Annotated in this window: 27 protein-coding genes, 1 tRNA gene and 3 pseudogenes; 17 read left to right on the top strand and 14 right to left on the bottom strand. The window is 39.7% G+C overall.

The genetic code is table 11. The features are described from left to right. Positions 1-2 precede the first annotated feature (2 nt). The 4 genes from I8751_RS09835 to petM all read right to left on the bottom strand — a co-directional run bounded on the left by I8751_RS09835 (position 3) and on the right by petM (position 3,019). On the bottom strand, positions 3-590 hold the full coding sequence (locus I8751_RS09835) for a Uma2 family endonuclease (RefSeq protein ID WP_318780309.1): 588 nt from the start codon (positions 588-590) through the stop codon (positions 3-5). Between the two features lie 91 nt (positions 591-681). Next, positions 682-1,599 carry an NAD(+) kinase gene (locus tag I8751_RS09840; RefSeq protein ID WP_214438982.1) on the bottom strand — a complete coding sequence of 306 codons (918 nt, stop codon included), beginning with the start codon at positions 1,597-1,599 and terminating at the stop codon, positions 682-684. Positions 1,600-1,714: 115 nt separating this feature from the next. Then, positions 1,715-2,713 (bottom strand): SDR family oxidoreductase, encoded by a 999-nt coding sequence (locus I8751_RS09845; protein ID WP_214438983.1) that lies wholly within the window; start codon positions 2,711-2,713, stop codon positions 1,715-1,717. Between the two features lie 201 nt (positions 2,714-2,914). Beyond that, positions 2,915-3,019, bottom strand: a complete 105-nt coding sequence (petM, locus tag I8751_RS09850) for a cytochrome b6-f complex subunit PetM (RefSeq protein ID WP_206264527.1) — start codon at positions 3,017-3,019, stop codon at positions 2,915-2,917. A gap of 308 nt (positions 3,020-3,327) precedes the next feature. On the opposite strand from petM, the gene pdxA reads away from it, so the two are divergent. Both pdxA and I8751_RS09860 read left to right on the top strand, forming a co-directional pair. Further along, a complete protein-coding gene (gene pdxA, locus I8751_RS09855) occupies positions 3,328-4,404 on the top strand; it encodes a 4-hydroxythreonine-4-phosphate dehydrogenase PdxA (RefSeq protein ID WP_214438984.1) in 1,077 nt (358 codons plus the stop codon). Between the two features lie 51 nt (positions 4,405-4,455). After that, entirely contained in the window at positions 4,456-5,079 is a 624-nt protein-coding gene (locus I8751_RS09860; protein ID WP_214438985.1) for a Uma2 family endonuclease, read from the top strand. 119 nt (positions 5,080-5,198) lie between these two features. Here the strand turns inward: I8751_RS09860 and I8751_RS29545 are convergent. Further along, positions 5,199-5,612, bottom strand: a pseudogene (locus I8751_RS29545) (transposase); the annotation flags it as partial. A gap of 262 nt (positions 5,613-5,874) precedes the next feature. Between I8751_RS29545 and I8751_RS09870 the strand changes: the two are divergent. Beyond that, a pseudogene (locus I8751_RS09870) lies at positions 5,875-6,012 on the top strand (ISKra4 family transposase); the annotation flags it as partial. Positions 6,013-6,142: 130 nt separating this feature from the next. On the opposite strand, the gene I8751_RS09875 reads toward I8751_RS09870, so the two are convergent. Both I8751_RS09875 and I8751_RS09880 read right to left on the bottom strand, forming a co-directional pair. Further along, positions 6,143-7,792 (bottom strand): DUF3352 domain-containing protein, encoded by a 1,650-nt coding sequence (locus I8751_RS09875; protein WP_214438987.1) that lies wholly within the window; start codon positions 7,790-7,792, stop codon positions 6,143-6,145. 98 nt (positions 7,793-7,890) lie between these two features. Continuing rightward, on the bottom strand, positions 7,891-8,082 hold the full coding sequence (locus I8751_RS09880) for a hypothetical protein (RefSeq protein ID WP_214438988.1): 192 nt from the start codon (positions 8,080-8,082) through the stop codon (positions 7,891-7,893). A gap of 248 nt (positions 8,083-8,330) precedes the next feature. Here I8751_RS09880 and I8751_RS09885 point away from each other — a divergent pair, with 248 nt between their 5' ends. Together I8751_RS09885 and I8751_RS09890 are read left to right on the top strand one after the other, a co-directional pair. Beyond that, positions 8,331-8,714, top strand: coding sequence for a transposase (locus I8751_RS09885; protein WP_214438989.1), 384 nt, complete (start codon positions 8,331-8,333; stop codon positions 8,712-8,714). 114 nt (positions 8,715-8,828) lie between these two features. Further along, a complete protein-coding gene (locus I8751_RS09890; protein WP_214438990.1) occupies positions 8,829-9,647 on the top strand; it encodes a hypothetical protein in 819 nt (272 codons plus the stop codon). 78 nt (positions 9,648-9,725) lie between these two features. Here I8751_RS09890 and I8751_RS09895 read toward each other — a convergent pair whose 3' ends face one another. Next, positions 9,726-10,079, bottom strand: coding sequence for a hypothetical protein (locus I8751_RS09895; RefSeq protein WP_214438991.1), 354 nt, complete (start codon positions 10,077-10,079; stop codon positions 9,726-9,728). A 231-nt stretch (positions 10,080-10,310) separates the two neighbouring features. On the opposite strand from I8751_RS09895, the gene I8751_RS09900 reads away from it, so the two are divergent. From I8751_RS09900 to I8751_RS09910, 3 genes are all read left to right on the top strand, one after another. Beyond that, the gene (locus tag I8751_RS09900) at positions 10,311-10,670 is read left to right on the top strand and encodes a rhodanese-like domain-containing protein (protein ID WP_214438992.1); all 360 of its coding nucleotides are present in this window, start codon (positions 10,311-10,313) and stop codon (positions 10,668-10,670) included. A gap of 427 nt (positions 10,671-11,097) precedes the next feature. Further along, positions 11,098-12,207: a heat-inducible transcriptional repressor HrcA gene (gene hrcA, locus I8751_RS09905; protein ID WP_214438993.1), complete on the top strand. Its 1,110-nt coding sequence runs from the start codon at positions 11,098-11,100 to the stop codon at positions 12,205-12,207. A 43-nt stretch (positions 12,208-12,250) separates the two neighbouring features. Continuing rightward, complete coding sequence (locus I8751_RS09910; RefSeq protein WP_214438994.1) at positions 12,251-12,883, top strand: DUF2834 domain-containing protein; 633 nt, start codon at positions 12,251-12,253, stop codon at positions 12,881-12,883. A 65-nt stretch (positions 12,884-12,948) separates the two neighbouring features. Here I8751_RS09910 and crtW read toward each other — a convergent pair whose 3' ends face one another. Continuing rightward, complete coding sequence (crtW, locus tag I8751_RS09915) at positions 12,949-13,734, bottom strand: beta-carotene ketolase CrtW (RefSeq protein WP_214438995.1); 786 nt, start codon at positions 13,732-13,734, stop codon at positions 12,949-12,951. A gap of 304 nt (positions 13,735-14,038) precedes the next feature. After that, on the bottom strand, positions 14,039-14,242 hold the full coding sequence (locus tag I8751_RS09920; RefSeq protein ID WP_214438996.1) for a chlorophyll a/b-binding protein: 204 nt from the start codon (positions 14,240-14,242) through the stop codon (positions 14,039-14,041). Between the two features lie 311 nt (positions 14,243-14,553). On the opposite strand from I8751_RS09920, the gene I8751_RS09925 reads away from it, so the two are divergent. Beyond that, the gene (locus I8751_RS09925) at positions 14,554-15,372 is read left to right on the top strand and encodes an SDR family NAD(P)-dependent oxidoreductase (RefSeq protein ID WP_214438997.1); all 819 of its coding nucleotides are present in this window, start codon (positions 14,554-14,556) and stop codon (positions 15,370-15,372) included. Between the two features lie 64 nt (positions 15,373-15,436). Here the strand turns inward: I8751_RS09925 and I8751_RS09930 are convergent, their stop codons facing one another. Next, entirely contained in the window at positions 15,437-16,897 is a 1,461-nt protein-coding gene (locus I8751_RS09930; protein WP_214438998.1) for an aminotransferase class I/II-fold pyridoxal phosphate-dependent enzyme, read from the bottom strand. A 211-nt stretch (positions 16,898-17,108) separates the two neighbouring features. Between I8751_RS09930 and I8751_RS09935 the strand changes: the two genes are divergently transcribed. The 3 genes from I8751_RS09935 (at position 17,109) to I8751_RS09945 (ending at position 19,499) form a co-directional block, all read left to right on the top strand. Next, complete coding sequence (locus I8751_RS09935; protein ID WP_214438999.1) at positions 17,109-17,306, top strand: hypothetical protein; 198 nt, start codon at positions 17,109-17,111, stop codon at positions 17,304-17,306. Positions 17,307-17,349: 43 nt separating this feature from the next. Next, entirely contained in the window at positions 17,350-18,441 is a 1,092-nt protein-coding gene (gene ychF, locus I8751_RS09940) for a redox-regulated ATPase YchF (protein WP_214439000.1), read from the top strand. Between the two features lie 95 nt (positions 18,442-18,536). After that, on the top strand, positions 18,537-19,499 hold the full coding sequence (locus tag I8751_RS09945) for a DNA polymerase III subunit delta' (protein WP_214439001.1): 963 nt from the start codon (positions 18,537-18,539) through the stop codon (positions 19,497-19,499). A gap of 44 nt (positions 19,500-19,543) precedes the next feature. Here the strand turns inward: I8751_RS09945 and I8751_RS09950 are convergent, their stop codons facing one another. Further along, positions 19,544-20,662 carry an ABC transporter permease gene (locus I8751_RS09950; protein ID WP_214439002.1) on the bottom strand — a complete coding sequence of 373 codons (1,119 nt, stop codon included), beginning with the start codon at positions 20,660-20,662 and terminating at the stop codon, positions 19,544-19,546. Positions 20,663-20,781: 119 nt separating this feature from the next. Next, positions 20,782-21,657, bottom strand: a complete 876-nt coding sequence (locus I8751_RS09955; RefSeq protein WP_214439003.1) for an Npun_R2479 family HD domain-containing metalloprotein — start codon at positions 21,655-21,657, stop codon at positions 20,782-20,784. Between the two features lie 622 nt (positions 21,658-22,279). On the opposite strand from I8751_RS09955, the gene I8751_RS09960 reads away from it, so the two are divergent. Together I8751_RS09960 and I8751_RS09965 are read left to right on the top strand one after the other, a co-directional pair. After that, positions 22,280-22,441, top strand: a complete 162-nt coding sequence (locus I8751_RS09960; protein ID WP_214439004.1) for a hypothetical protein — start codon at positions 22,280-22,282, stop codon at positions 22,439-22,441. A gap of 100 nt (positions 22,442-22,541) precedes the next feature. Continuing rightward, positions 22,542-22,613 (top strand) — tRNA-Gly (locus tag I8751_RS09965). A 15-nt stretch (positions 22,614-22,628) separates the two neighbouring features. On the opposite strand, the gene I8751_RS30040 is transcribed toward I8751_RS09965, so the two are convergent. Next, complete coding sequence (locus I8751_RS30040; RefSeq protein WP_263973491.1) at positions 22,629-22,754, bottom strand: hypothetical protein; 126 nt, start codon at positions 22,752-22,754, stop codon at positions 22,629-22,631. Between the two features lie 343 nt (positions 22,755-23,097). Here I8751_RS30040 and I8751_RS09970 point away from each other — a divergent pair, with 343 nt between their 5' ends. From I8751_RS09970 to I8751_RS30580, 3 genes and pseudogenes are all read left to right on the top strand, one after another. Then, positions 23,098-23,577, top strand: coding sequence for a DUF4383 domain-containing protein (locus I8751_RS09970; protein WP_214439005.1), 480 nt, complete (start codon positions 23,098-23,100; stop codon positions 23,575-23,577). A gap of 172 nt (positions 23,578-23,749) precedes the next feature. Continuing rightward, positions 23,750-23,899, top strand: a complete 150-nt coding sequence (locus tag I8751_RS09975; RefSeq protein WP_214439006.1) for a PsaJ protein — start codon at positions 23,750-23,752, stop codon at positions 23,897-23,899. 253 nt (positions 23,900-24,152) lie between these two features. Then, positions 24,153-24,290 (top strand): annotated as a pseudogene (locus I8751_RS30580) (IS701 family transposase); the annotation flags it as partial.

Here is a 24,290-nt window from a genome sequence, read left to right on the forward strand (position 1 = left end):
CCTCACTTGTTGTTTGCTCGTTGGCAATTATTGAGGCATTGCTGCACAATTTCTGAAACCTTAGGAAAATAGCTGCTTTTTGTAATTACGTAGTTTTCACTCTGCAATCTATAAACTAATAGCTGCTTATTCTTTAACAGCCAAACCTCTGGCACTTTATAAGGGAGATAGTCATTTATATTAGTATAATTAGTAACGTCTACTTCAATCACTAAATCGGGTGGAGGGTCATTGAGCCAGTCGATACGGCTCTTACCTGATGCGGATCTCCAATTTTCAATATAAAAGCAATAATCAGGCTCAACGCCGCTAACAAGAGGCAAACTCATGGTGATGGGTGTAAATGAGTCGTACCTTTGATCTAAATGGTCTAGCAAGACTTTAGCAATATCTGCTAGCAAGCTCGCATCTCTTCCATGCTGTGGTAGGGGTGCCATTAGCCAAATCTCTCCAGGCCGATACTTGATCCGAGGTGAGGAGCGATCGCCTAGCTGCTGGCTCAGTGCTTGATAGTCTTCCCAGTCCCCTAAAAGTTTTAACACCGCGCCTAGCGGTAACTCGATTCTTTCAGGTGTAATTATGGTATGCATATTCGCCTGCCTTGAGAAACTTAGCCCACACAAGACTTTTGGCTGTTTTTAATCACCTCCTGTTAAGTGAAAATGAGCAAACAAATAATAATTAAGGTAATTCTACCGAAGTTGGTTTAGCAATATGTGGCAGACCCCAGCCTAATTTTTCCCGCAAGATACGGAAAAATTCTGGCGGTTGCAGACGAATGAACTTGACACTATATGGCGATCGCTCTAAATATACCCGATCCTCTGGGAAAATGTAGCACCCACCATTGCCATCTACCACCATCACTAGCCGAGGGATATTGACTGGGTAAATATTAACCGATTCTGTATCTGGGAATACTAATGCCCGTGAAGCCAGGGAGTGAGGACAAATAGGTACTAGCTGTAAAACAGGTACACCAGGGGTTACTACTGGGCCACCAGCACTTAAAGAATAAGCTGTTGAACCAGTCGGGGTAGAAACAATTACACCATCGGCGGCAATATCTACTGGTGCATGATGCCCTACGGCAATTTCAAAATGGCACATAGAGGTTAATGGCTCTCGATGTAACACCATTTCATTCAAGCAGAGGGCTTCCCATAGTACCGAGTCTCCCCGCAGCACTTTGACTGTGAGCATGGCTCGTTCTTCAATTTCATACTTACCTGCCATCACTTGCTCTATTGCTTGAGGCAATTGATTTAAGTAAGCTTCCGTTAAAAAACCCATGTGACCAGTATTCACCGTTAGTAGGGGAATACCGCAGGGTGCAACCTGACGCGACGCTGCCAAAACAGTGCCGTCTCCCCCCAAAACGACTGCGAACTCCATGTCTGAGTCAAAACCAGGGGGTGTCAAACCATCAATTGGGGTGTGACATACAGGACTCTCTGGATTAGAGTAGCCAAGTATGCCACCGATACTCGATGTAATACATACATTCCAACCGGCAGCGGTTAGCTTGTCTTTTAACTCGATAGCGACACGACCCGCTATCGGTTTAACGTCGTTATAGATAATGCCTGCTTTCGGCACACTCAAATATCCAAGTTTTAGGCGATGCTCTGTCTTAGTAATCGTGACATATTTTGGACAACATAGTCATTAGTCTAGAGTCTAAAGTCCAAAAATTGGTGATATTAACAACTGCCTATTGACTATTGGCCTTTGAGGACTGCTTAAATGGAGTCTTTTTTGATTTCTCTTTTTTGGTTTTATTTTTCTGGTAGTCTAGCTCCTTAAGCTTTTTCATAATTCGACTGAAGTACTCTTGTAAATAACTTTCTAGAGTAGTAGTTTGTTGTGGATCTAACCCAAAGACTTTGTATGTCTCATCCATTGAAGCGTTTAAAGGCTTACCACTTGCCAAGACTTCTGTAAACTCTAGTCTGTCTGCTACATTCCAACCCCACTGAAAGAACCGGATGATGCGGCGCACGGTACGCAAGAGGTTTATTGGCATCCGGGTGACTCTGGCTTCTTTTGCTGACAAACGTTCACACAGACTAATAATTTCTTCAGCACTCCAAGCACGAGTACCGACAACAGGGAAAGCTTGTTTTTCGGTTTCTGGTACACTCAAAGCACGAATAGCAAATTTTGCAATATCTTGAGTGTCCATATAGGCGATAGGTGAAGAGTTCCCAGTTACCCAAACAGGCTGGTTTTCTAAAATCGGTATGCCATATTGGCCGATTAACCCTTGCATAAACCCAGCCAATTTTAAGATGGTGTAGTTTAGTCCAGACTCAGCTAAAAAGAGTTCTGTACACCGCTTAATTTCCATGAGGGGTACTTCTGGGTACTTCTCGGCATCAAGAATAGAAAAGAAGATAAAACGTTCTACACCAGCAGCTTTCGCTGCTTGAATCAATGCTACTTGACCTTCCCAATCCACCTGTTTAATGGTCAATGAATCTGTAGCGCGCGAGGTTGCAGCGTCGATAACTGTGTTTACACCTTCTAATGCTCCTGTTAGCGTTTGGGGATCACACAAATCTCCCCGGACTAATTCTGCACCCCATTCTTTAAGAAAAGCAGCTTTTTTGGCACTCCGGACAAGACAGCGCACCTTATACCCCTCATCGATAGCACGACGAGCCACTTGTCTTCCTAAGGTGCCAGTAGCACCGACGATTAATAATGTCATGAGGGTCGTAATAAATTTTTAAGTTTTATGAGAAGAATCTTAACAGAATTATCTCTGTAAACAAAAGTTTACATCTTTTTTAATAAACTTAATTGATACACAGAGAATGACGGAAAAAGCGTTGTCCGTTTTTCGGACACGCTATTTTTCCAGACAAAAGAAAGTCTTCCGTCTTTTAAAGTTGGGTTTTCAGCTAGAGGATTATTCCTCTGCTCCCTGAATTTTTAGCAATAAAGCACCCAAAGCCCAGCCCACGAAGATGAGACCGAAAGACAATAGAGCTGCATTTAAAATTTCGCCACTCATGAGCGTGATTCTCCTTTGCGATAGATAATTTGCAATTATTCTAAAGGTCGCCCTTTAGATTTCCTGTTTTTTGGGCTGTTTTACTAGACTAAACTTGATTGCTCAAGTCTAACCCTCACCAGTCCTACAAGCTAGGTATTTGAGTTTTACGTCTACCAAGTAGATTAGGTACACTTAGGTTTATCAGAAGCTTTATAACAGCTACTGTTGGATTAAACCTGTGTAAATAATTCTAAACCAGTTTTACGGTCAATCCCTAATTATCAACAGATGAGAGCAGCCTGAAACTATTACTATGCTGTAATTATATGTATCAACTCAAGCCAAATCAGATATTAAAGTCGCATCAAAAAAATCGTGTACGTTTAGCGCTGACACTGGGAGATCCAGCAGGAATTGGGCCAGAAGTGATTTTGAAAGCTTTGGCAAACTTTGAAGTTAGCCAAAAGTGTGATGTGACAGTTATCGGGAATAGAGATTTACTCATACAAACTTATAACCAGCTGAATTTAATAACTTTGGCAAATCCAGCCCAGTTGAAGGTTGTTGATGTGCCATTAAATAGGGAGATTACAGATCAAATTATTACGGGAATAGGTAATGTGGCCAGTGGTGCGGCTAGTTTTGCCTATATGGAATATGCGATTGCTCAAACACTAGCTGGTAAATTTGATGGAATTGTTACAGGCCCTATCGCTAAATCTGCTTGGAAAGCAGCAGGTTATAATTATCCAGGACAAACAGAACTTTTAGCCCAAAAGTCTGGTGTTGATCGCTTTGGTATGTTGTTTGTGGCGCGATCGCCTCATACTGGCTGGATACTGAGAACTCTGCTAGCGACCACACATATTCCCTTATGTCAAGTAGCAAACACATTGACACCGCAGTTACTCACGAAAAAACTAGATTTGCTGGTGGAGTGTTTAGAAACAGATTTTGGGATCATGAAAGGGAGAATAGCGATCGCGGGTTTAAATCCCCATAGTGGCGAACAGGGACAATTGGGAACAGAAGAACAAGATTGGCTAATTCCGTGGTTGGAGCAAGAACAGCGAAACCGCCCAAATTTACAGCTAGATGGGCCAATACCACCAGATACGATGTGGGTTAAGCCTGGTCAAGCTTGGTATGGTAATTCTCTTGGGCAAAATCCAGCTGATGCTTACCTGGCACTTTATCATGACCAAGGCTTAATTCCTGTGAAATTGATGGCTTTTGACCGTGCAGTTAACACTTCTATTGGTCTACCTTTTGTGCGGACTTCACCAGACCACGGAACTGCGTTTGATATTGCAGGTAAAGGAATTGCTGATGCTACCAGTATGAAAGCAGCGATAGAATTGGCAGTTGAATTGGTTAGTCAAAGAATAGCTGCGAGAAATTAGAACTTTTTGTTATTTCAAGCTCATTTCAATTTTGCTTTGAGGAATTAAACCATGACTCAAGCCTTACCCAAAATATTTACATTTGAAGAGTTTGTTGCTAAATACCCAGACAACACAGGAAAGCATTATGAACTTCATGATGGAGCAGTAATCGAAATGCCACAACCAACAGGCGATCATGAAGAGATTGTGACATTTTTAGCTACAAAAATCACTTTAGAATACAGTTGCCTCAACCTGCCCTATGGCATACCAAAAACAGTATTAGTCAAACCACCTAAAAGTGAATCTGCTTACTCGCCAGATGTGCTATTGTTGAATCGCCCTAATTTAGTAAATGAACCTCTATGGAAGCAAAAATCAACTGTTACTCAAGCAGCCTCTATTCCTTTAGTGGTTGAGGTGGTTAGTACCAATTGGCGTGATGATTATCATAAAAAATATGCTGACTACGAAGAAATGGGGATTCCTGAATATTGGATTGTTGATTATGGTGCTTTAGGGGGTAGAGAGTTCATTGGTAAGCCCAAACAACCTACTATTTTGGTTTGCTGTTTGGACGAAGGTGAGTATCAAATTAATAAGTTTCGAGGAGATGACCGTATCCAGTCTTTGATATTTCCAGACTTGAATTTGACTGTACAACGAATTTTTGAAGCTGGAGGGGTAATGTAGAAAAGTAGCCCCAAGCGCGCACATCTATAAATTATCCATTTATTTTGATTGATATGACTTTATAAATTATTCCCGAAATTATTTTTCAGCTTCGAGTGAAGGTAATTAATATCTTCAATCACGCCATAGGCTGTCACTACCACTATTCCATTTTCTATTTTGCCTAAGTTCCCAATATACTGCCGTTTTACATAGTCTGTAGTACGACCTTGTTTTTTGTCTCCTGTTTCATCAATTATTAGAATTAGCGATTGCTCATTTAACACTCGCAGTATTAATTCTAATCTTCGCTTCTTCAATGATTCTACTGACCACGGTGATTCTGTTAAAAAATGGTGTAATGATTGCTGATTTTCTAAACCTACTACCTTGGCTATTTCTGGTAAAGATTTCCTTTTTATCTCTGATATCATTCCCAAATGTAAATCTCGGAAATTTTCAAAACTCCTAACTTCTGGAAATATGTTTTGGTAGATTGCATAATACTCGTCCACAAATTTTATGCTGGGTTTGGGGCTTCTTGGCTGTGTCATCCTCCCCTCCTGCCTTTCAGACTTCTTTTCTGATTTTACTCTTCCCCGAGTGACAAAAGAAAGATCATTCACAATTGCGAATTGGTGTGACCAAGAAGCGGAGAAGCAGGGAGCAGGGAGCAGGGGGAGCAAGCCCTGCCCAAAGCCGTGGAGCGGAACATGGGTATCAAGCCCCGTCTTCCTAAGACGTTCTTGATTGGTCGGGGTACAAGCTCCGTCCAATCCTTCCCCCTGCTAAGCGCTCCCTGCTCCCCTGCCTCTTTTGACCTGCTTAGAAGATGGTCATGATGGTGTGTGGAATCTCGTCAAAGAGTTTGGTAAAACAGAGTATTTTCAGCGTTGGGAAATATTAGATTGGTATCATCTCAAGGAAAATCTTTATAAAGTGGGTGGTTCTTTAGTGAATTGGTATTAAGTAAGTCAGTGCAATAAAACCAAACTGTGTGAATAAAAGTAAATAAGGCTCAAACTCTTTGTCCCCCTGCTCCCTGCCTTATCCCAACAATAATTATTTACGCCGACCTACTTACTTATTTATAGAGTTGAAAGAAGATACCGCCTTTGAGAGTTCCTGGTTCACTACCATAACTACTGACTGTTAGCGATCGCAGGCTATTAAAAAATGGTTTGCCTACTACTTCTACTAGCTTGAGAATCGGTAACTGACGTTCTAGTAAATCTTGACTCTTTGTCCAATCTAGATACACATAACCCTGATTGGGTCGGGGAATGGTAGCGATACTATTTTGGAAACTGCGATCTTTAATTAAGGAATTTTCCTTGGCTGCGATCGCTTCATTCAAAGTTTCCAAATTGGAGGCGAAAATTTCATAATTTCCTAGGGTGGTATGTACTCCTTGGACTTTTGCTTCAATACCATATTTTGGTCGCTCTTTACGATCAGTCTGTTGAATAGCAGCCGTTAACTCTGCCCAAGCAGAGATTTTTTGCTGATCTAAGCTGAGGGTACTAGTACTAAGTCCAATAGCTGAGGCGATCGCATCTAAACGAGAAATGCCTTCTGGTACACCTGCTAATTTTTCTACTACAAACATCCAGTCAGGAGTTATTTGATCTTCACGAGGTAATAATGCTAAGGCGTATTCTCCTTGTACCCAGCTGAAAATATCTTGTTGCAAGTTGATGTTTCGACTTTCTTGCAATTCTTTTAAGGGTTGTACCACTCTAGAAACTATATCTGTTCCAGAACCAGATATAGCTGTTTTTACTTGTGTCCAGAGTTGGGCTAAATCGCTGTTAGCCAAATCATTCAAGTGAGAACTAGCAATTACCAAACTTGCAGAAGTTGGGATATATTGCAGCGCATCTACAGGTTTAGATAGTGGCGAAGATGGGGTGACAGTTGCCGATGAAGTCAGAAAACTCGTTTCTGCCAGTAAACCTTTAGGATTCAATGCCAAGGAAATAATCTGGCTATTATAGGTTGGTTCTGGTAGTTCTAACCCTTGCCATTGTGCAACGGTGGGGAGATTGAGGAAAGCCACCGCTACAGATTCTTTGGGCAATTGTTGAGTGGCTTTTTGGTATTGGGGAGAACTGGTTAAATTGAGATCGGGAACTTGGACATTATTGATCGCGTCTCGTAGCACTTTAGGATCATTGGCAAACAATACAAAGCCATCAACAACTCCACCTACAAGTAAATCCTGCTGCGGTTGAGAATTGTCATAGAGCAATTTTGCACCTTTGTATTGTTCCACAACTAAGTTAGCTCCTGCTAATACCCGCTTAGAAAACAATAACTCTACGAACTCGCGGCTTTTTTCTGGTTTTTTGGTTGCTAATGCCATTAAGTACCCTGGCTGCTTGCCGTTTTCAAAGTCACGATCAATGTCTAAAGTTGTAACAGCCAAGGTAATTTCGTCGCCTAACCAGGGTTGAATATCTTGCTTGTAATCTATACCACTCTTAGTTAATAAGCTGGTTTTGAGTTTAGATAATTCTTTTTCACGCTCCCAAGCTTGTAATTGATCAGGATTTGTCAATAATGACACCATTACAGGGGCCAATTTCGACACGAATATAGCAGCACCAGGCTGAGTAGTAGAAGCACCGAGATTACCTGGACTTTTAGCGAAAGAACAGCCAGCGATCGCAATCATTAGTAGAGCGATCGCACCAGCTACCAAGAAATTGAAGAATGGGCGTTGCCTATTCACTCTAGTAAGTATCCTCCGATTATTAAGTACCCTACTGTAGTGTAGGGGATTGATTAACGATCAATGATTGTTAGCTGATGGGTTGGCGATCGCCTTAACTACTCGTTAAACAGCAGATTAGCCTCCTTAGTTATCAATTTACATTGCAAGTGTTTACCGTTGAGTAACTGCTTACCAGAGTTGTGAGTAATGGCTTTGAGGTCATCTTTAAAATCCAACACAGCATCAGTAGCATCACTTTCTGGGAGTTTGCAGTTTCCACCTGACACAAGATATTCAGCTAAATACATGGATGACCTTTCAACCTATTAGTGAGAACTTCAACCGATGACACGATCAAAATACAGGCGATGGCTTCGCTGTTAAACCAATGCTGTTTACCTCCTTCTTTACGAGGGCTGGAACCCTTATTCTTACCTTCGTTTCTAAAAGTTTGTGGTTTACTGAGAGTATCTTGAAAGGTTTAGTCCTAGAGACATCAGTGGCAGAGAGTAGTTGAGCGTTTACTTCTAAGCTCGACACACTGACTCTTTGTTCTATGTCAAAAACCCAGGAGGAATGTCTAGAAATATTAGAGCAGATTCGCTGGGGAGGACAGCCAAGGTGTCCCTACTGCGATTCAACCAACGCTTCACCATTCAAGCGAGAACGGCGATACCACTGCAACACGTGTTTTACTTCATACAGTGTTACAGTTGGCACTCTATTTCACAGAACACATGTGGAGATGCCTAAATGGTTTCGCGTAATTCAGCTATTTATTAGTCAGCCTAACAGATTCAGCGTTCGTCAACTAGCGAGCGAAATTTGTGTCAATAAAAACACAGCATCATATATGCTTTCTCGACTCCGTAAGGCTGTTGATGAGGAGCCAGAACTGTTAGAGCAGCTTTATAAGGCAATAGATGAACCTAGATTTTAGAAATTATTTACGGATAGGTAATGACTCAATGTGTTCTTGATATGATATTTCTAACTGACCTAAAGCTATACTCAAAACTGTTTAAGTTTCCATACACTCAGCATTGAGGTACTTATGAATAGAACTTCTGCACAAGACCGGGCAGTATCTACAACTCTAGGCTTGATATTTTTGGCTTTTTTAGTTGCCTTTTTTATCAGCTTTATTTTACAGAATTTACTCTCATTGGTAAGTGAAAAATCATTTAAAAGCACAGAGCTTTATATAAATTTTCTCATCGCTTTTGGAACGCTAGGATTCTCTCTTTGGTTTTCTAGAGAGACAGTCAAAGAGATAGTTGTAAACGCAATTAAAGAAGCCGCAGATGATGATAATAAAACCATGAAAGATCAACTAGAAACAATGAGGCTAAAAATAGAGCAAGAGTACTGTTGTGCTATTCCATTAAATATTAGAAGTACATACTCTCAAAAAGTAGACATTTTATATTCTGACATTTGTGTAGAGCGTGCTGCTCGTGATGGAGTTATTAAAGCTTTAGCTGATGAGGATGAATTACTTAAAGACATTGCTTTAACTGGTACACAGCTTGCTTTAAATGAACTTAAGCGAGATGATGTATCTCTGCCTGATACTGAAGTTTTTCGTGATGATATCTATGCTTATTTGAAAGCTTGGTTAATGTTTAGCATTCGATATGAGCGTAATATGCCAGTTGAGTACATTAAGCAAAGATATCCTCAACGGCTAATTCCAGACAACAATGCTTATGTGGTAGCGCTTGAAAATATCCAAAATAAAGTTATAGTTATTCAGTTAGAGAAGCATTTGGATAAAAGACTTAATACCACCCAAAAACAATTGGCAGTTCAGATTACTTTGCAAAGTCTGAGCAAACTAATTAATCAACTTAAGAAGTCCAAAACAATATAACTAACCCAAATAAAATAATTCAAAAGCTCATGTCACAAGCTTTTGAAATTATGCTAAACCTTATTATTTACATCTTCTTTACTTCTGAGAAGAGTTTAGAGTCTTTTGCATTCTTTGTTTTATTTTTATAATTTCTGGTTCGGCAATACCACTTTCACGGAGCATACGAATAGTTTTATCGATATCCTCTTCTATAAGAACAGTTTTATGATTCTGAATTATATCAACTAAGGTTTTATATTCAGTGTCAACTACCGTTTTTTCAAAATTTTTTGCAAGTTCTTGATCGTGTTCTATCAACTTATCAATTAATTCGTGTGTATATTTGATAGCTAAGTTGGTTTGAGGTTTACAAACCATACTCTTTTCAACTTTTTTTAATTGTTCACTTACCCAGTCCAAAACTGATCCAAAGGTTGATAAATTCGCCATAATTTTTACAATCCCGATACATTTGATTGGGATCGTAATGCACCACTTATCGCAAAATCTATACCGTTATCTAGGACAGTAACAAAAAGGAAGAATGTATTAAAAACAAAAGTGCAATTACCTTAACTTCTCACTGCTGCTCAAGATCAACAGTCATTTTTAATAAATACTCATGCTAGGGTAAAGATTTTCTGTCACCATAAATCATATAGGATTGTTCAGAAAAACTTCATGACAGGGAAATCTTTAGGTCAACCTATGATCCAGATTAGTGTAGAGGAATTAGCACAACGGCTGTCTTCTGGTGATGTAAATATTCAGCTAGTAGATGTACGAGAACCACAAGAACTAGCGATCGCTAGCATTGATGGCTTTGTCAACTTACCCTTGAGTGAATTTGTTGAATGGGGAGATCAAGTCTCCACTATGTTCAATCCCCATGTTGAAACCCTTGTGCTATGTCACCACGGTATCCGTTCTGCCCAGATGTGCCAGTGGTTAGTGGCTCAAGGATTTACAAATGTTAAAAATATTGTGGGTGGTATTGATGCCTATTCTATATTAGTTGACTCTTCAATTCCCCAATATTAGCCCACGTTTTTGAACTATGGCATTGCTCATTTGGGACTTACTCTTCCATAGCAGCAATGCTATTCTTAATACAAGATTGTGTAAATTCATAGTTCACCAGCGATCGCCTGCAATTCTCTGTATTCAGAGAACTTGCTGGTATGGTCATATCTGAAATAGACAAAAAAATAAGTATTACAACATACAAATTTTAGATAAAACTTATGCAAATATACTTAAAATATATAATAATTTTACTTGATACACGCGGATTTGCTAGCAAAAGTCAAGCTCTACAAGATAGCAATTTCTAAACATTACTCTTAACCATTACAATAGAAATAAGTATTTCGCCATCTTAATTAACTATTATTAATCTTTATTTATAGTTAAGTTTAAATAATTTCCCAGTCTTTGATTAAAATTTGCCTTCAGCACAACATACCCTATGGAAGTTCAGTTGACAAATCGACAACAGCATATACTTTGGGCAACGGTACGTCACTATATCGCTACAGCGGAGCCTGTTGGTTCAAAAGCTTTGGTCGAGGAGTACGATTTGGGTGTTAGTTCAGCCACTATTCGTAATGTGATGGGCGTTTTAGAAAAATCTGGGTTACTTTACCAACCACACACCTCTGCTGGCAGAGTACCTTCAGACTCAGGCTATCGCATTTATGTTGACAAGCTGATTACACCCTCTCTGCGAGACGCTACGCGAATGGAAGTTTTAGGCAAAGAGGCAGAATTAACACTGCAACAACGTCTTCATTGGGAAGATTGGAGTCTGGAGGCTTTACTGCAAGGAGCTGCCCAAATTTTAGCAACCTTGAGTGGATGCGTTAGCTTGATTACCATGCCGCAAACTACCACAGCAATTTTGCGACATCTGCAATTGATGCAAATAGAAGCAGGGCGGATCATGCTGATTGTAGTGACAGATGCTTATGAAACACATTCCAAGTTGATGGATTTACCGCCAGTACGGGAAGAAACACAGCGCGATCCAGAAGTAATCGATCGCGAGTTGCAGATAGTTTCTAACTTTTTGAATACCCATTTGCGCGGGCGAAGTCTTTTGGAATTAGGTAATCTTGACTGGAGCCAATTAGATCGCGAGTTCCAACGTTATGGCGACTTTTTGAAGAGTTCAGTCGCAGAATTAACTCGTCGGACTTCAGCACCAACTACAACACAAATTATGGTTCGAGGTGTGGCAGAAGTGTTGCGTCAGCCAGAATTTTCTCAATTAGAGCAAGTAAAAACGATTATCCACCTGCTGGAAGAAGAACAAGACCAGCTGTGGCGATTAATATCTGAGGAGCCTGAGGCAGAAGACGCAGGCAAACAACGGGTAACAGTTCGCATTGGTGCAGAAAACCCTTTAGAACCGATACGCACCTGCACTCTGATTTCTTCGACCTATCGCCGAGGTTCTGTGCCAGTAGGAAGTGTGGGAGTTTTGGGGCCAACACGCCTAGATTATGAAAATGCGATCGCTGTTGTGGCTGCTGCGGCCGATTATCTCTCAGAAGCGTTTGGTTATTTCAATCCCTAATTTTTAATTCCTTATAGCTGTTAATTAAAAACATGAATATATCATGGTGAGAAAAATTGCTTTTGGGATACTGTGGTTAGGATTTATTATCTACGCTTTTCTTTTTGCTCCTCCCAATCAACCTGACACATTCATGTTGATTAAAAACTTATCTATTGGTCAATGGCAAGGCATTAACCCCCTAGTCATAGCACTATTTTACCTCATGGGCATCTGGCCTTTAATCTACAGCGCAGTAGTTTTTATTGATGGCATAAATCAAAAAATACCTGCTTGGCCTTTTGCTACCGTCTCTTTTGCAGTTGGTGCATTTGGTTTATTACCCTACTTAGCTCTACGAGAACCAAATAAACAATTGGTCGGTAACAAGAATGCTTTACTCAAGCTGCTAGATTCTCGTGTAACTGGCGTTTTCTTGATTATAGCAACACTTATTCTAGTTACCTTTGGTTTACAAAAAGGAGATTGGGGAAATTTTATAGAGCAATGGCAAACTAGTCGTTTCATTCATATAATGAGTTTAGATTTTTGCCTACTTTGTCTATTATTTCCAGCCTTATTAGGAGATGATATGGAACGTCGTAGTTGGAAAAATCCTCAGTTATTCTGGTTAATTGGCTTGATTCCGTTGTTCGGCCCTTTGATTTATTTATGTGTGCGTCCGCCTTTAGCATAAGTAACACCTAAACCGCAAGCAGCCAATTAAAGTTCTTCTGAACAAACGCAAGTTGGCTATTTTAACTAATCGTCACAAAGTGATTTTTCTCTGTGCATTTTATAAATATCTGGGAGTTGCCACCAAGGAATATGGGGAGATTCATGGTGTTCTTTGTGGTAGCCAAAATGATAGCACGTAATAAATGACCACCAAATTGGACGGTTAATAGTTTGGGCATTATGAGGCTGAACATAACCCCCTATTGGCTCACGATGGGGTAGAAAAGTTCCAAAATAAAATAATTGTAACGAACTTAAAAGAGAAGGAATAACCCAAAAATAGGTTAAATTGTCGACAGGAATATGGAGCTGATAATTAGCAAAATTATAACAAATAGTTATGATGATAATTTGCCGCCAACTCCAATAACTCTTCATAAAATGAAAATACCAAGCCAAGAAGTTTGAGTATTTACCGTTATGGAAATCTGGGTCTAATTGACTAGCTGGACTATGGTGGTGTAACCAATGTTTTTTCAATAATGTTTTATACGGCAGAAGTCCATATAAAGATATACACAATAAACCAATAAAATGATTAATTTTGGAATTTTTTGGAAAAACTACCCCATGCATAGCATCATGAGATGTAATAAATAATCCAGTATATAAAAATGTTTGCCAAAGTACTATAGGCAACAACATCAAAAAATTAAACTGGGAAATGTCAATAGAAAGTAAGAAAATTAGGCTCATAGCCCAGACGCTAATAATGATAAAAGCGATAACAGGTCCTTTAAATAGAAATTTACTTTTCACCCCTGGATTCAATTTGATTTGATAACTAGGTAGTGGTTCTAAATGGATCACGCTTTTACTCCGCGTAGTATTAACGTAAAAATTCCTGAAATTATACCCAAAACAAAAAACACCAACCACTTACCAGAAGTTCTATTAGCGGTCAGCATTTTATGTTAAACAGTGCCCAGCAATGAAAATTGTGTAAAAATATTAAGATACTTTAACTATTATTACATAATCATATACCAAAAACCATTGTCGTCGAGAGTTTGGGCGATAAAATCAGGATATGGCTAAGTCTGGTATTTTCAGCAATTTCCTGTAACTGTTAGTTTGTCAATAACCGAAGCTTGTAAACAAACATACTCAACTCTTAACGGGAAGTATAAGAAACCAGATGTAGTACGTCTCGCACTACACTGTAGCCGTTGAGATCCCAAAGTAGGTAAGCAAGAAAACCAATCATAGCCAAGCGGCCATTCCAAAGTTCGGTCTGGGGAGTAATACCAACATCACCAGCATTACGATCCTTCCCGTTGTATGCGGTTTCAGTTGCATCGTTTGGATAATGTTCCATTGTAAATTTTCCTTAAGAATTTAATACATATTTAGATAGTACTTGCCTACTTATCTAACCCTATCTGTCTGTAGTTCCAAAGTTCAACCAAGTCTAAAGTATGAGATTTTGAGGATTTTCATCTCAAAAATTTATACCAAAAAATAGCCTGTTGAAGAAAGGTTGTTTTCAGTAATTGGTCATTAATCTTGGCAAGGAGTAGAGCAAAATAATATTTTAAATACCATAAAAATCTAACAAAAGTTAGAAGGTTTACTGGGTGTTGTTACCCAGACTAATAGATAGTCAATTAAGTTTTTCAAAAATAAAGTATGAGTCCTACTGTACTAATTACAGGTGCTTCGCAAGGTATCGGTAAAGCAACAGCACTTTTATTTGCTCGCAAAGGATATGATCTTATACTTGCAGCTCGTCAGGCTGAACGTTTAGAAGCCACAGCGCAGGAGATACAAAGCTTTGGTCATCCAGCACCACTTACCGTTGCTTGTGATGTCACAAATCCATCTCAAGTACAAGCTTTGGTCAAAAAAGCGTTGGAGCATTATGGCTCTATTGATGTGCTGGTAAATAATGCAGGTATATTTGCATCAGGGCCAGTAGAAGAGTTTTCTATTGATGATTGGCATCACATTATAGACACTAATTTATGGGGATATATCCATACAATTCATGCGCTTTTACCTCATTTTGTACAACGAAGAACCGGAACTATTGTTAATTTAAGTTCCATTGGTGGCAAAGTACCAACTGCTTATTTAGTGCCTTATTGTACTAGTAAATTTGGTGTGACAGGTTTGACCGAAGCATTACAAGCTGAATTACAGTCAAAAGGTATTCATGTTTGTGGTATTTACCCAAATTTGATTAAGAGTAGTTTGATGGAAAGAGCAGTTTTTCGGGATAAAAATGAGCAAGATATTCAAATCCGTCGAAAACAACTCGACAATGTGCTAAAAAATCCCGTGGTTGAAAAGCCTGAAGATGTGGCAAATGCTATTTGGGATGCAGTCAAAAATAAAAAGTCAGAGGTAATGGTTGGTTCTGCGAATTTTTCTCAAATTTTTTATCGTTTGTTCCCTGGTTTGACCAAGTGGATTTCTCGACAGACCTTGAAGAATGAGGATAATTAGACCATCTTAGGAGTTTGTGGTTCCAGATTAATGAACTTACTTGCTTGTAGAGTTGCTATGAGAATTAATTTTTGATAACTTTTAAAGCTTTACAATTCTTATCTGCACAACCACTAATAAATCCACCCATCGCTTGAATTTGTTGCAAATATGTTAAACATTCTTTGGTAATTACTTCTCCCGGCATTAATACAGGAATTCCTGGGGGATAGGGACAAACAATTTCAGCACAGATGCGATCGCTTATCTGTTCTAATGGTAAAGTTTCACTTACAGCAAAAAAAGCTTCACGGGGAGAAATTTGTACAGAACACTCAAAGTTACTGAATAGGTTGTGCAAAATTGGGCTTTTTATATTCAAGTTAGTTTGCCGATATGCTTGGGCAAGAGTAGTGAAACTTTCTATCAATTGCTCAATATCAGCTTGAGTGTTGCCCAAACTAATAATAAAAGTAAGATTTTGCAAAGACGAAAATTCAGCAGTAACGCCCAATTTTTCATCTAGAATTTCCTCAGCCTCAAATCCGGTTAAACCTAAGTCAGAAACAGTAACAGTTAGTCGTGTTCTGTCTAAAGCTACAAACTTAGATGAGGACATTTCTAAAACTGATAATCTCGGAATTTGGCTGATTCTCCTAATAGCTGTATCTGCAAGTTGCAAAGTACGAGACATCAGCGCTGTTCCAGACAATGCCATTTGCTGACGTGCTGCGTCTAAAGAAGCCAAAAGTACATAACTAGGACTAGTAGATTGCACGAGTTGCAAAGCTTTGTTAACTCGGTCAATATCTATTTTATGGCCTTGGATATGTAACATCGATGCCTGTGTCATTGCACCGAGTACCTTGTGGATAGATTGTACAGTTAAATCTGCACCTGCGGCTAAAGCGGGGGTAGGTAGTTCTGGATGAAAGGCAAAGTGAGCGCCGTGTGCTTCATCTACAAGTAAAGGAATATTGTATTGATGGGTAATTTGAGCGATCGCTCTTAAATCTCCACAAACACCGTAATATGTTGGGTAAACTATCAAAACTGCTTTAGCATCAGGATGCTTTTGTAATGCAGCTAGCACTGCTTCAGGTGTAACACTGTGGGCAATATCTAAAACTGGGTCGTATTCAGGGTTAAGAAAAATAGGGATAGCACCAGAAAGAATTAAACCGGCGATCGCAGAAGAATGCACATTTCGAGGCAGAATGATTTTATCACCTGTGCCACAGGTAGCGAGAATCGCCGCTTCAACTCCACAAGTAGAACCATTGACAAGAAACCATGTTTGTGAAGCACCAAAAGCTTCCGCCGCCAGTTGTTGCGCTTCTTGAATCACGCCTTGGGGTGCAAACAGATTATCTAAGTTTCCTAATTCTGTTAAATCAGCACGAAATACAGCTTTACCAAGCAAATCAGCTAAAGGTTGAGAAATCCCTTCACCCCTTTTATGTCCTGGAGTATAAAAGGGTGCGTGAGAGTGGCTTATATAGGCTTTTATGGCATCTAATAAAGGTGTTTGGTTTTGATTGAGCATTTTGGAATAAACGAACTGCTAAAGGCACAGAGAACGCAGAATCAGGGAAATTCAGGTGAACGCCAAGATATCATCATTTTCAAATGCAGTTGATGACAATGGCGGTAAATTATTAAAGGACAGTGTGAGTGAGTTTAGTTATTTTGGGAGATGTCAAAAGTTTTGATTGTCATCTAGCTTGGGAAAGTCGAACAATTAGATTAGACTTACCATGATTGATCTCAATGCTATTTCTATCCCTGAGCCACAGATTCCCAATCCTGAACCGAATCCCCTACCTAGTCCCGAACCTACACCGGGGCCAGCGATTCCCCAACCCATACCGGGGCCTGTACCAGAACCAGTACCTACCCCCATTCCCCAGCCGGTTCCAGGGCCAATTCCTCAAACGATACCTGAACCTGTTTGAATTATCTTTGTAGTCTAGTCTAATCCAAAATCTAAAATCCAAAATGCTAAGAGCCGGAATTGTCGGACTTCCCAACGTCGGAAAATCTACTTTATTTAATGCTGTAGTTGCTAATGCTAAAGCAGAAGCTGCTAATTTCCCCTTTTGCACGATTGAACCGAATGTCGGCGTTGTCGCAGTACCGGATGAGCGATTAAATGTTCTCTCTGAAATTGCCGGTTCGGCACAAGTTATCCCAGCGCGTGTTGAGTTTGTGGATATTGCCGGTTTGGTTAAAGGTGCAAGTCAAGGTGAGGGACTAGGAAATCAATTCCTGTCCCACATCCGGGAAGTTGATGCGATTGTTCATGTGGTGCGTTGTTTTGAGAATGATGATATTATCCATGTTGCCGGTTCTGTTGACCCAGCACGAGATATTGAAATTATTAATTTGGAACTAGGTTTATCAGATTTGGCACAAATTGAGCGACGAATTGACCGCACTCGTAAACAAGCTCGCACCAGCAAAGATGCACAGTTTGAAATCACAGTACTAGAAAAATTAGCTGCGGTTTTAAATGAAGGTAAATCGGTGCGTCAGATGAGTTTGTCTGAAGAAGAAGCAGAAATTATTAAAGGATTAGAACTACTCACTAATAAACCGATTATTTACGCCGCCAATGTATCTGAAGATGAATTGGCAACAGGTAATGATTTTGTTGAAAAAGTTCGACAAATTGCATCCCAAGAAAATGCCCAAGTAGTGATAGTTTCTGCTCAGGTGGAAGCTGAATTAGTGGAATTACCAGAAGCAGATAAAGCTGATTTTCTGGAATCTTTAGGTGTGAAAGAAGGTGGTTTGAAATCTTTGATTCGTGCTACTTATACTCTTTTAGGTTTGCGGACATATTTCACCTCTGGCCCCAAAGAAACTCGTGCTTGGACAATTCATGCTGGAATGTCTGCGCCTCAAGCAGCAGGAGTGATTCACTCGGACTTTGAACGGGGATTCATTCGTGCAGAAACCGTTGCTTACAACGATTTAGTAGTTCATGGTTCTATGAATGCGGCCAAGGAAAAAGGATTAGTTCGCAGTGAAGGTAAAGAATATGTTGTACAAGAAGGAGATGTGATGTTGTTCCGGTTTAATGTTTGATGATGGGCATGGGGCATAGTTATGAATTAGGTTGCCCATTATTTTCCTTTCATCTTTTCCTATTCCCCTTATGCATGAAGTGTCACAATGGATGAATGAATAATGACCCGTTTACACCACTTGTAGCACAACAGCAAGCTATTGAATTACTGACTCAGGCTGTGATGCAAAATCGAGTTGCTCCAGCCTATCTCTTTGTGGGGCCAGATGGTGTAGGCCGGAGTTTAGCGGCACGGTGCTTTGTAGAATTGCTATTTTCTGTACAGGGGCGTAATTTGGCCTCTTTACCAAGCCGTTTGCGTCAAGGCAACCACCCAGATTTGTTATGGGTGCAACCGACATATCAATACCAAGGACAACGACTGACGGCGGCGGAAGCGGCAGAGAAAAAACTCAAGCGGAAAGCACCACCTGTAATTCGGCTAGAGCAAATTCGTGAAATTACCGAGTTTCTCAGCCGTCCCCCCTTGGAAGCACCAAGAAACATGGTGGTGCTAGAAGAATCCCAAACAATGGCAGAAGCCGCAGCGAATGCTTTACTTAAAACGCTGGAAGAACCAGGACAGGCAACTTTGATTTTAATTGCACCTTCTCCTGAAGCTATATTGCCAACATTGGTGTCACGCTGTCAACGTATTCCTTTTTATCGCTTAGATATATCATCTTTAACTCAAGTACTTACGCAATCAGGCTATGAAGAAATTTTGCAGCATCAGCCAGTTTTGAATATAGCAGCTGGCAGTCCTGGAAGTGCGATCGCATCTTATGAACAATTACAAGCAATTCCCCCTCAGTTACTCGAAGACCTCAAAAAAGCGCCTGCATCTTACCGTAATGCTTTAGAGCTAGCCAAGCAAATTGATCAAAATTTAGACACAGAAACGCAACTTTGGTTAGTTGATTATCTCCAGCAATCTTATTGGCAGCAGTGGCACCAACTAGAAATTATTAATCAGTTAGAAAAAGCGCGTAAATCTTTACTTGTTTACGCCCAACCGCGCCTTGTTTGGGAATGTACATTTTTGTCGCTGTATCAACTCACCCATTTATCTATTTGAGCGCAGCTGTTACTACCTGCTGTAATTCAAGTATATGAACCAGTTTATCTTCGTAAACTGCGGGGGTCGAGAGCATCTCTGAGTCCATCACCCAATAAGTTGAAAGCCAGCACCGTCAGAATAATCAGCACCGCTGGCGGCCAAATTAGCCAAGGTTGCAATACCAAAATAGAAGCATTGCTTGCCAGAGAGAGCATATTTCCCCACGAGGGGTCTGGTTGTTGAATACCTAATCCAATCAGACTTAATACTGCCTCAGCGCCAATAAAACTAGGAACTGCAAGAGTGGCAGAAATAATTACATAAGTAGCAGTTTGCGGCAAAACGTGGCGAAGAATAATATAAATTGGCTTGCCACCCATTGCTCTTGCTGCTTGGACAAATTCTCGCTCTTTAATTGATAATACTTGTCCACGAATTACCCGTGCTAAACCAGCCCAGCTAATTACTGAAGTAATTACCACAATCAACAAAAAACGTTGGGTACTGCTTAAGCCAGGTGGTAAGACTGCACCCAAGGTAACTAGAAGATAAATGCTGGGGAAGGTCATGAGTACTTCTGCTAGGCGCATAATAACGCTGTCAGCCCAGCCGCCAAAATAGCCAGAAATACCACCTATCAAAAGACCGAGGGGAAAGGTAATAATTACTCCTATAATTCCGATAAATAGGCTAATACGACCCCCGTGTACTAGGCGACTGAATTGGTCACGTCCTTGTTCGTCAGTACCTAAGATATTAAATTTGGCCTCACCAACTGCGCCAAACAAATGCCAATTTAAGGGTATGCCGGGAAAGATGGTAGTTTCATCCCACTTGGGCGGTAGTGGCAAACTCAGCTGCAACAGCCGATACTCTGCCCCAGAGACAAACAAACGCAAAGGAGAGGGCTTTTTAAAGTCTACAATTAATTGGCGATCGCCTGTTTTGAGGTCGGTATCTCCCTGCGTCGTAGGATAAATATGGGGGCCAATAAACTGCCCTGATATTTTTGAAACCCAATAAACCTGAGTTGGTGGCAGTAGGGAACCATTTGCCTGTGAGGCATAAGGGTCATAAGGGGCAACGAAATCAGCAGCAATTACTGCCATATAGAAAATTAACAGTAAAATTGCCCCAAATCGCGCCAAAGGATTTTTTTGCAGTCTTTGCCACCAATTCATAGTTATGTGTCCTTTGTCAGTTGTTAGTTGTTAGTTGTTAGTTGTTAGTTGTTAGTTGTTAGTTGTCAGTTGTTAGTTGTTAGTTGTTTTTCTACTGACCACTGACCACTGACCAATATCTAAGCATGTCGTTGCTCAACTAAATATAGATGTTCATCTTGCTGTTTTTCATGTTCTACAACAAACACATTCGAGTAAAGATTAGCGACAATTTGTTTTCCTTGTTGCGTCAAAGATAAGTAACGCAGTCCCTCTTTGATATAGGGATGAACACCATTCCAGTAAAATTTGGCGTAGTTTTTGCGTAAATCAGCAGGTGTCTCGTAGCCCAAAACCTTATTCATTCCAGTTTCTTCAAACTCGTAGAATAAAGAAGTAATTTTTTTTAAATAACGTGGGTCGCTTAATTGCCCAATTAAATCGGCAGCACGCACTAACCCAGCAAAGTTAGCTGTTTCTTGATGATCTTCTGCTGTAGGTACAGGAAAACGAGTCCATTCAATATTACTCTTAATCACATCAGCATCTATCAACTTGTGACCGCCAAAACGCTCATCAATAAAAAGTTTGGCTCTATCAACATGATAAGGTGTGAGGCTGGCATCAGAAGCCCCTGGATGTAGAGAAATCATTCTGCCATTTTTACCCGTGGCATATAAGCCTGCGGCCTCTTGGTCTTGTCGGCAAACTCCTTTAACATAACCAATATCATGGCATACCAAAGAAATGATGAAATGTAGCCAGTCTTCGCTGGAAACACCACCTTCTCGGATGTGTTTACCACGTAACATTTCTTGTCCTACTAGGGTAACTAGAACCGAGTGTTCAACATTATGATAAAGAGCATCGCTATTGGCAATATTTTCTAATGCCATACTCCCAGCCCAAGCGATGATATCTTGGTAATCGTTTTTCAAGCAGCCGTATGTACGACGGTAGCCTTCTCGAATTTGCTTAACAAAAGCATCAATTAAAATTTCAGTGGCATTGAACATGGCTTTGTTGCTCAGATTGATAAGTAAATAATTTTTAGGTTTCTAGACTAGGGTTGGGGCAAGGCATGGAAAATAATTCATTTAATCAATTAAAAACTGCTGTCATTATTTACGGGTTTTTACTAGGTTGCATAATTAACTTTGCCATTGCAAAAAATTAAAACAATGCAGATTTATCCTTTTTAACTTAGAGATGGATGTGAGCGCTAGCTGCCTTCATAATTTGCTCAAATGATATGCTATGCTGTCTAATTTTATACAAGTATTATTTATTGACGTGCATGAGACAAAAGATAAGTGTGATAGTGGCCTATTCTAATTAGTGTTTCACATCTATACTATTCAACGGCAGTGATCTTAATACAAAAACAATGTGACTTATAGTCATCTAAAATTAAATGGTAGATGGAGAAGGGAAATTATGCTGCCTAAATAACAACCGTATAAATACGTAAATATTCTTTTAATTTAATTAAAAAATAAGTTTATTTATTGGCTTCATAATAGAATTATTAGAGTCACAATTCTCAAATATGAGCCATATTTTAGTATGCGTAAAGAGTTTCAATTTTCCTAAAAAAGTGGTATTTGCATAGATAAATCGGCAAGTAAAAGTAGCGCTGTGGACGACGAAAGTTTTTTATATGTGGAGATAGTAACACCTGTCAAAGTTGATGATGGTAGCTCTTTTAGTAAATCAAATACTCGGCAAACCCACCCTTTGTTGATACTGCTGTTTGTGGGTACTAGCTTGGAGATAGCGATCGCCCCATTCTCCCGATGAGCATAAAATAATTAATCTGCCACCCACCAGCGAAAAATCTGCTTATAAAGGTAAGTAATGGTATAATTAATTTCAGATTTATATCAAGCTAAAACTATTTGCGGGTGTAGTTCAGTGGTAGAATATCTGCTTCCCATGCAGAGTGTCGTGGGTTCGAGTCCCATCGCCCGCTTTTAACTAATGTACCTTAATAAAGGTTTGGTTTAAGAAACCATATCTCAATGACGGCAAAAACATCTACTGAACGTGGATGCGATCGCCGATGGGTATGCCATTCATAATGCACAAAAATTGTATCTTTTGCTGATGTCATAAGGTTGATCACTGTTCGTTAAGTAGAACAGGTGAAAAAACCAAACTATGGTACTAAAGTTAAAGTGAACTAAAACCCTCTTCCCTTCTGCCTCCTGTCTTATGCCTGATGATAAGTATTCACACTGACCTACTTAGGACATAATTAAATATTAATTTCAATACTTAGGCATACCTTTTGATAGAGTTAAAATTTGAGATTACTAAGTTGAATAGAAATTATTATGTCTCGCTAAGTAATTGTCTCAATTCAAGCAAATTTTCTCGGCTCGATATATTAAGCAGCAGAAGATTTTAGCTGGCAATTACTCCACAAACTGAGTCATCTCAGGAGTAAAAAGAATATGGAAAACATCCAAACCGGAAAAATGGTAGAGCGCTACTGTGCTTTAACCATCGGAATCCTCTTTTTTATATTAGGTTTGGCAGGATTTATACCTGCTTTGGTATCTTTACCAGGAACAAGCGCATCCTATATCCCTTTAGATGCATCTCCTAGCGCTTATGCTGCGGGGTTTGGTTATATATTTGGCTTATTTCCTACCAATTTTTTGCATAATTTGGTGCGATGTGCTGTGGGATTATTAGGAATTACGTCTTATACCAGTGCTAGCAGTGCCCGTTTGTTTAATCGTACCTTTGCAGTTGCTTATATTGCATTGGCAATTATGGGATTGTTGCCTTTCGCCAAGACATTTTTCGGTTTAATGCCACTCTTCGGTAATAATGTTTGGATCAATGCCTTATCAGCGATCGCTGCTGCTTACTATGGTCTTGTCATGCCATCTAAAATAATGGGTATTAATGCATCACAAAATATTTAATACCTCGAAAAATTCAACAATAAATTGTTGCAAACCTTAAGTATCAGTAAGTCGGTGGCAAAAACACAATTGTCTTAAGAAAGATAAACAAGGCTAAAACCCTCTTCCTTCTTGCCTCCTGCCTCTTCCCAACTAAAAATATTTACGCAGTGATACTTAGTGAGAGTATTGTATGCAGACACAAAACAAACAAAAAGCGTATTTTCTTCGTTACCTTTCCCTCGGCCCAGTCTTGGCTGTTCTTGCAATATCAGTTGCCTTTTCTACCTGGGCAATTTTTAATTACTTTTTCCCTGATCTTCTTTTCCATCCCTTGCCATAATACCAATTCACAATTCGCGGCAGACGCTCTCTACGAGACGCTAAAAGCGTAGCTTGCTTCTCTGTAAGAGTACGCGAACTCGTTGCCGCTGCGAAGATCGCAATTCGCAATTAAAAAACTTAGAAACAGCAAGGCTTTCTGGATTCGCATCAGTTTCATTATTTTAGTGAATTGGTATAACCCTCTTCTATCACTCTCCAAAGAGTAAAATATTTGAAAGGATGCTAGCAGACGTTGAAGGCTGCTTGGAGTAATGGATGTACCACTCGAAGTGCTGCAACATAAAGCAAGACCAGCAATTGAAACAGTAACGTTGATTGATGAATACTGTAAGTTGTACCAAGATTTATTTCCAGAAGTAAGAAGTTTCGAGTATTTTAAATATTTACAT

The sequence above is a fragment of the Atlanticothrix silvestris CENA357 genome (assembly GCF_016056295.1).
Taxonomy (GTDB): domain Bacteria; phylum Cyanobacteriota; class Cyanobacteriia; order Cyanobacteriales; family Nostocaceae; genus Atlanticothrix; species Atlanticothrix silvestris.

What these genes read in the sequence shown, in the direction of transcription:
- I8751_RS09910 (WP_214438994.1), top strand. Translation starts at nt 12,251, where the DNA reads ATGGTGAGAAAAATTGCTTTTGGGATACTGTGGTTAGGATTTATTATC.
- I8751_RS09895 (WP_214438991.1), bottom strand. Translation starts at nt 10,079, where the DNA reads ATGGCGAATTTATCAACCTTTGGATCAGTTTTGGACTGGGTAAGTGAA.
- I8751_RS09950 (WP_214439002.1), bottom strand. Translation starts at nt 20,662, where the DNA reads ATGAATTGGTGGCAAAGACTGCAAAAAAATCCTTTGGCGCGATTTGGG.
- I8751_RS09970 (WP_214439005.1), top strand. Translation starts at nt 23,098, where the DNA reads ATGGAAAACATCCAAACCGGAAAAATGGTAGAGCGCTACTGTGCTTTA.
- I8751_RS09935 (WP_214438999.1), top strand. Translation starts at nt 17,109, where the DNA reads ATGATTGATCTCAATGCTATTTCTATCCCTGAGCCACAGATTCCCAAT.
- I8751_RS09860 (WP_214438985.1), top strand. Translation starts at nt 4,456, where the DNA reads ATGACTCAAGCCTTACCCAAAATATTTACATTTGAAGAGTTTGTTGCT.
- I8751_RS09945 (WP_214439001.1), top strand. Translation starts at nt 18,537, where the DNA reads ATGAATAATGACCCGTTTACACCACTTGTAGCACAACAGCAAGCTATT.
- I8751_RS09835 (WP_318780309.1), bottom strand. Translation starts at nt 590, where the DNA reads ATGCATACCATAATTACACCTGAAAGAATCGAGTTACCGCTAGGCGCG.
- I8751_RS09975 (WP_214439006.1), top strand. Translation starts at nt 23,750, where the DNA reads ATGCAGACACAAAACAAACAAAAAGCGTATTTTCTTCGTTACCTTTCC.
- hrcA (WP_214438993.1), top strand. Translation starts at nt 11,098, where the DNA reads ATGGAAGTTCAGTTGACAAATCGACAACAGCATATACTTTGGGCAACG.
- I8751_RS09930 (WP_214438998.1), bottom strand. Translation starts at nt 16,897, where the DNA reads ATGCTCAATCAAAACCAAACACCTTTATTAGATGCCATAAAAGCCTAT.
- I8751_RS09900 (WP_214438992.1), top strand. Translation starts at nt 10,311, where the DNA reads ATGACAGGGAAATCTTTAGGTCAACCTATGATCCAGATTAGTGTAGAG.
- I8751_RS09890 (WP_214438990.1), top strand. Translation starts at nt 8,829, where the DNA reads ATGAATAGAACTTCTGCACAAGACCGGGCAGTATCTACAACTCTAGGC.
- I8751_RS09955 (WP_214439003.1), bottom strand. Translation starts at nt 21,657, where the DNA reads ATGTTCAATGCCACTGAAATTTTAATTGATGCTTTTGTTAAGCAAATT.
- I8751_RS09920 (WP_214438996.1), bottom strand. Translation starts at nt 14,242, where the DNA reads ATGGAACATTATCCAAACGATGCAACTGAAACCGCATACAACGGGAAG.
- ychF (WP_214439000.1), top strand. Translation starts at nt 17,350, where the DNA reads ATGCTAAGAGCCGGAATTGTCGGACTTCCCAACGTCGGAAAATCTACT.
- pdxA (WP_214438984.1), top strand. Translation starts at nt 3,328, where the DNA reads ATGTATCAACTCAAGCCAAATCAGATATTAAAGTCGCATCAAAAAAAT.
- I8751_RS09925 (WP_214438997.1), top strand. Translation starts at nt 14,554, where the DNA reads ATGAGTCCTACTGTACTAATTACAGGTGCTTCGCAAGGTATCGGTAAA.
- petM (WP_206264527.1), bottom strand. Translation starts at nt 3,019, where the DNA reads ATGAGTGGCGAAATTTTAAATGCAGCTCTATTGTCTTTCGGTCTCATC.
- I8751_RS09885 (WP_214438989.1), top strand. Translation starts at nt 8,331, where the DNA reads ATGTCAAAAACCCAGGAGGAATGTCTAGAAATATTAGAGCAGATTCGC.
- I8751_RS09845 (WP_214438983.1), bottom strand. Translation starts at nt 2,713, where the DNA reads ATGACATTATTAATCGTCGGTGCTACTGGCACCTTAGGAAGACAAGTG.
- I8751_RS09880 (WP_214438988.1), bottom strand. Translation starts at nt 8,082, where the DNA reads ATGTATTTAGCTGAATATCTTGTGTCAGGTGGAAACTGCAAACTCCCA.
- I8751_RS30040 (WP_263973491.1), bottom strand. Translation starts at nt 22,754, where the DNA reads ATGACATCAGCAAAAGATACAATTTTTGTGCATTATGAATGGCATACC.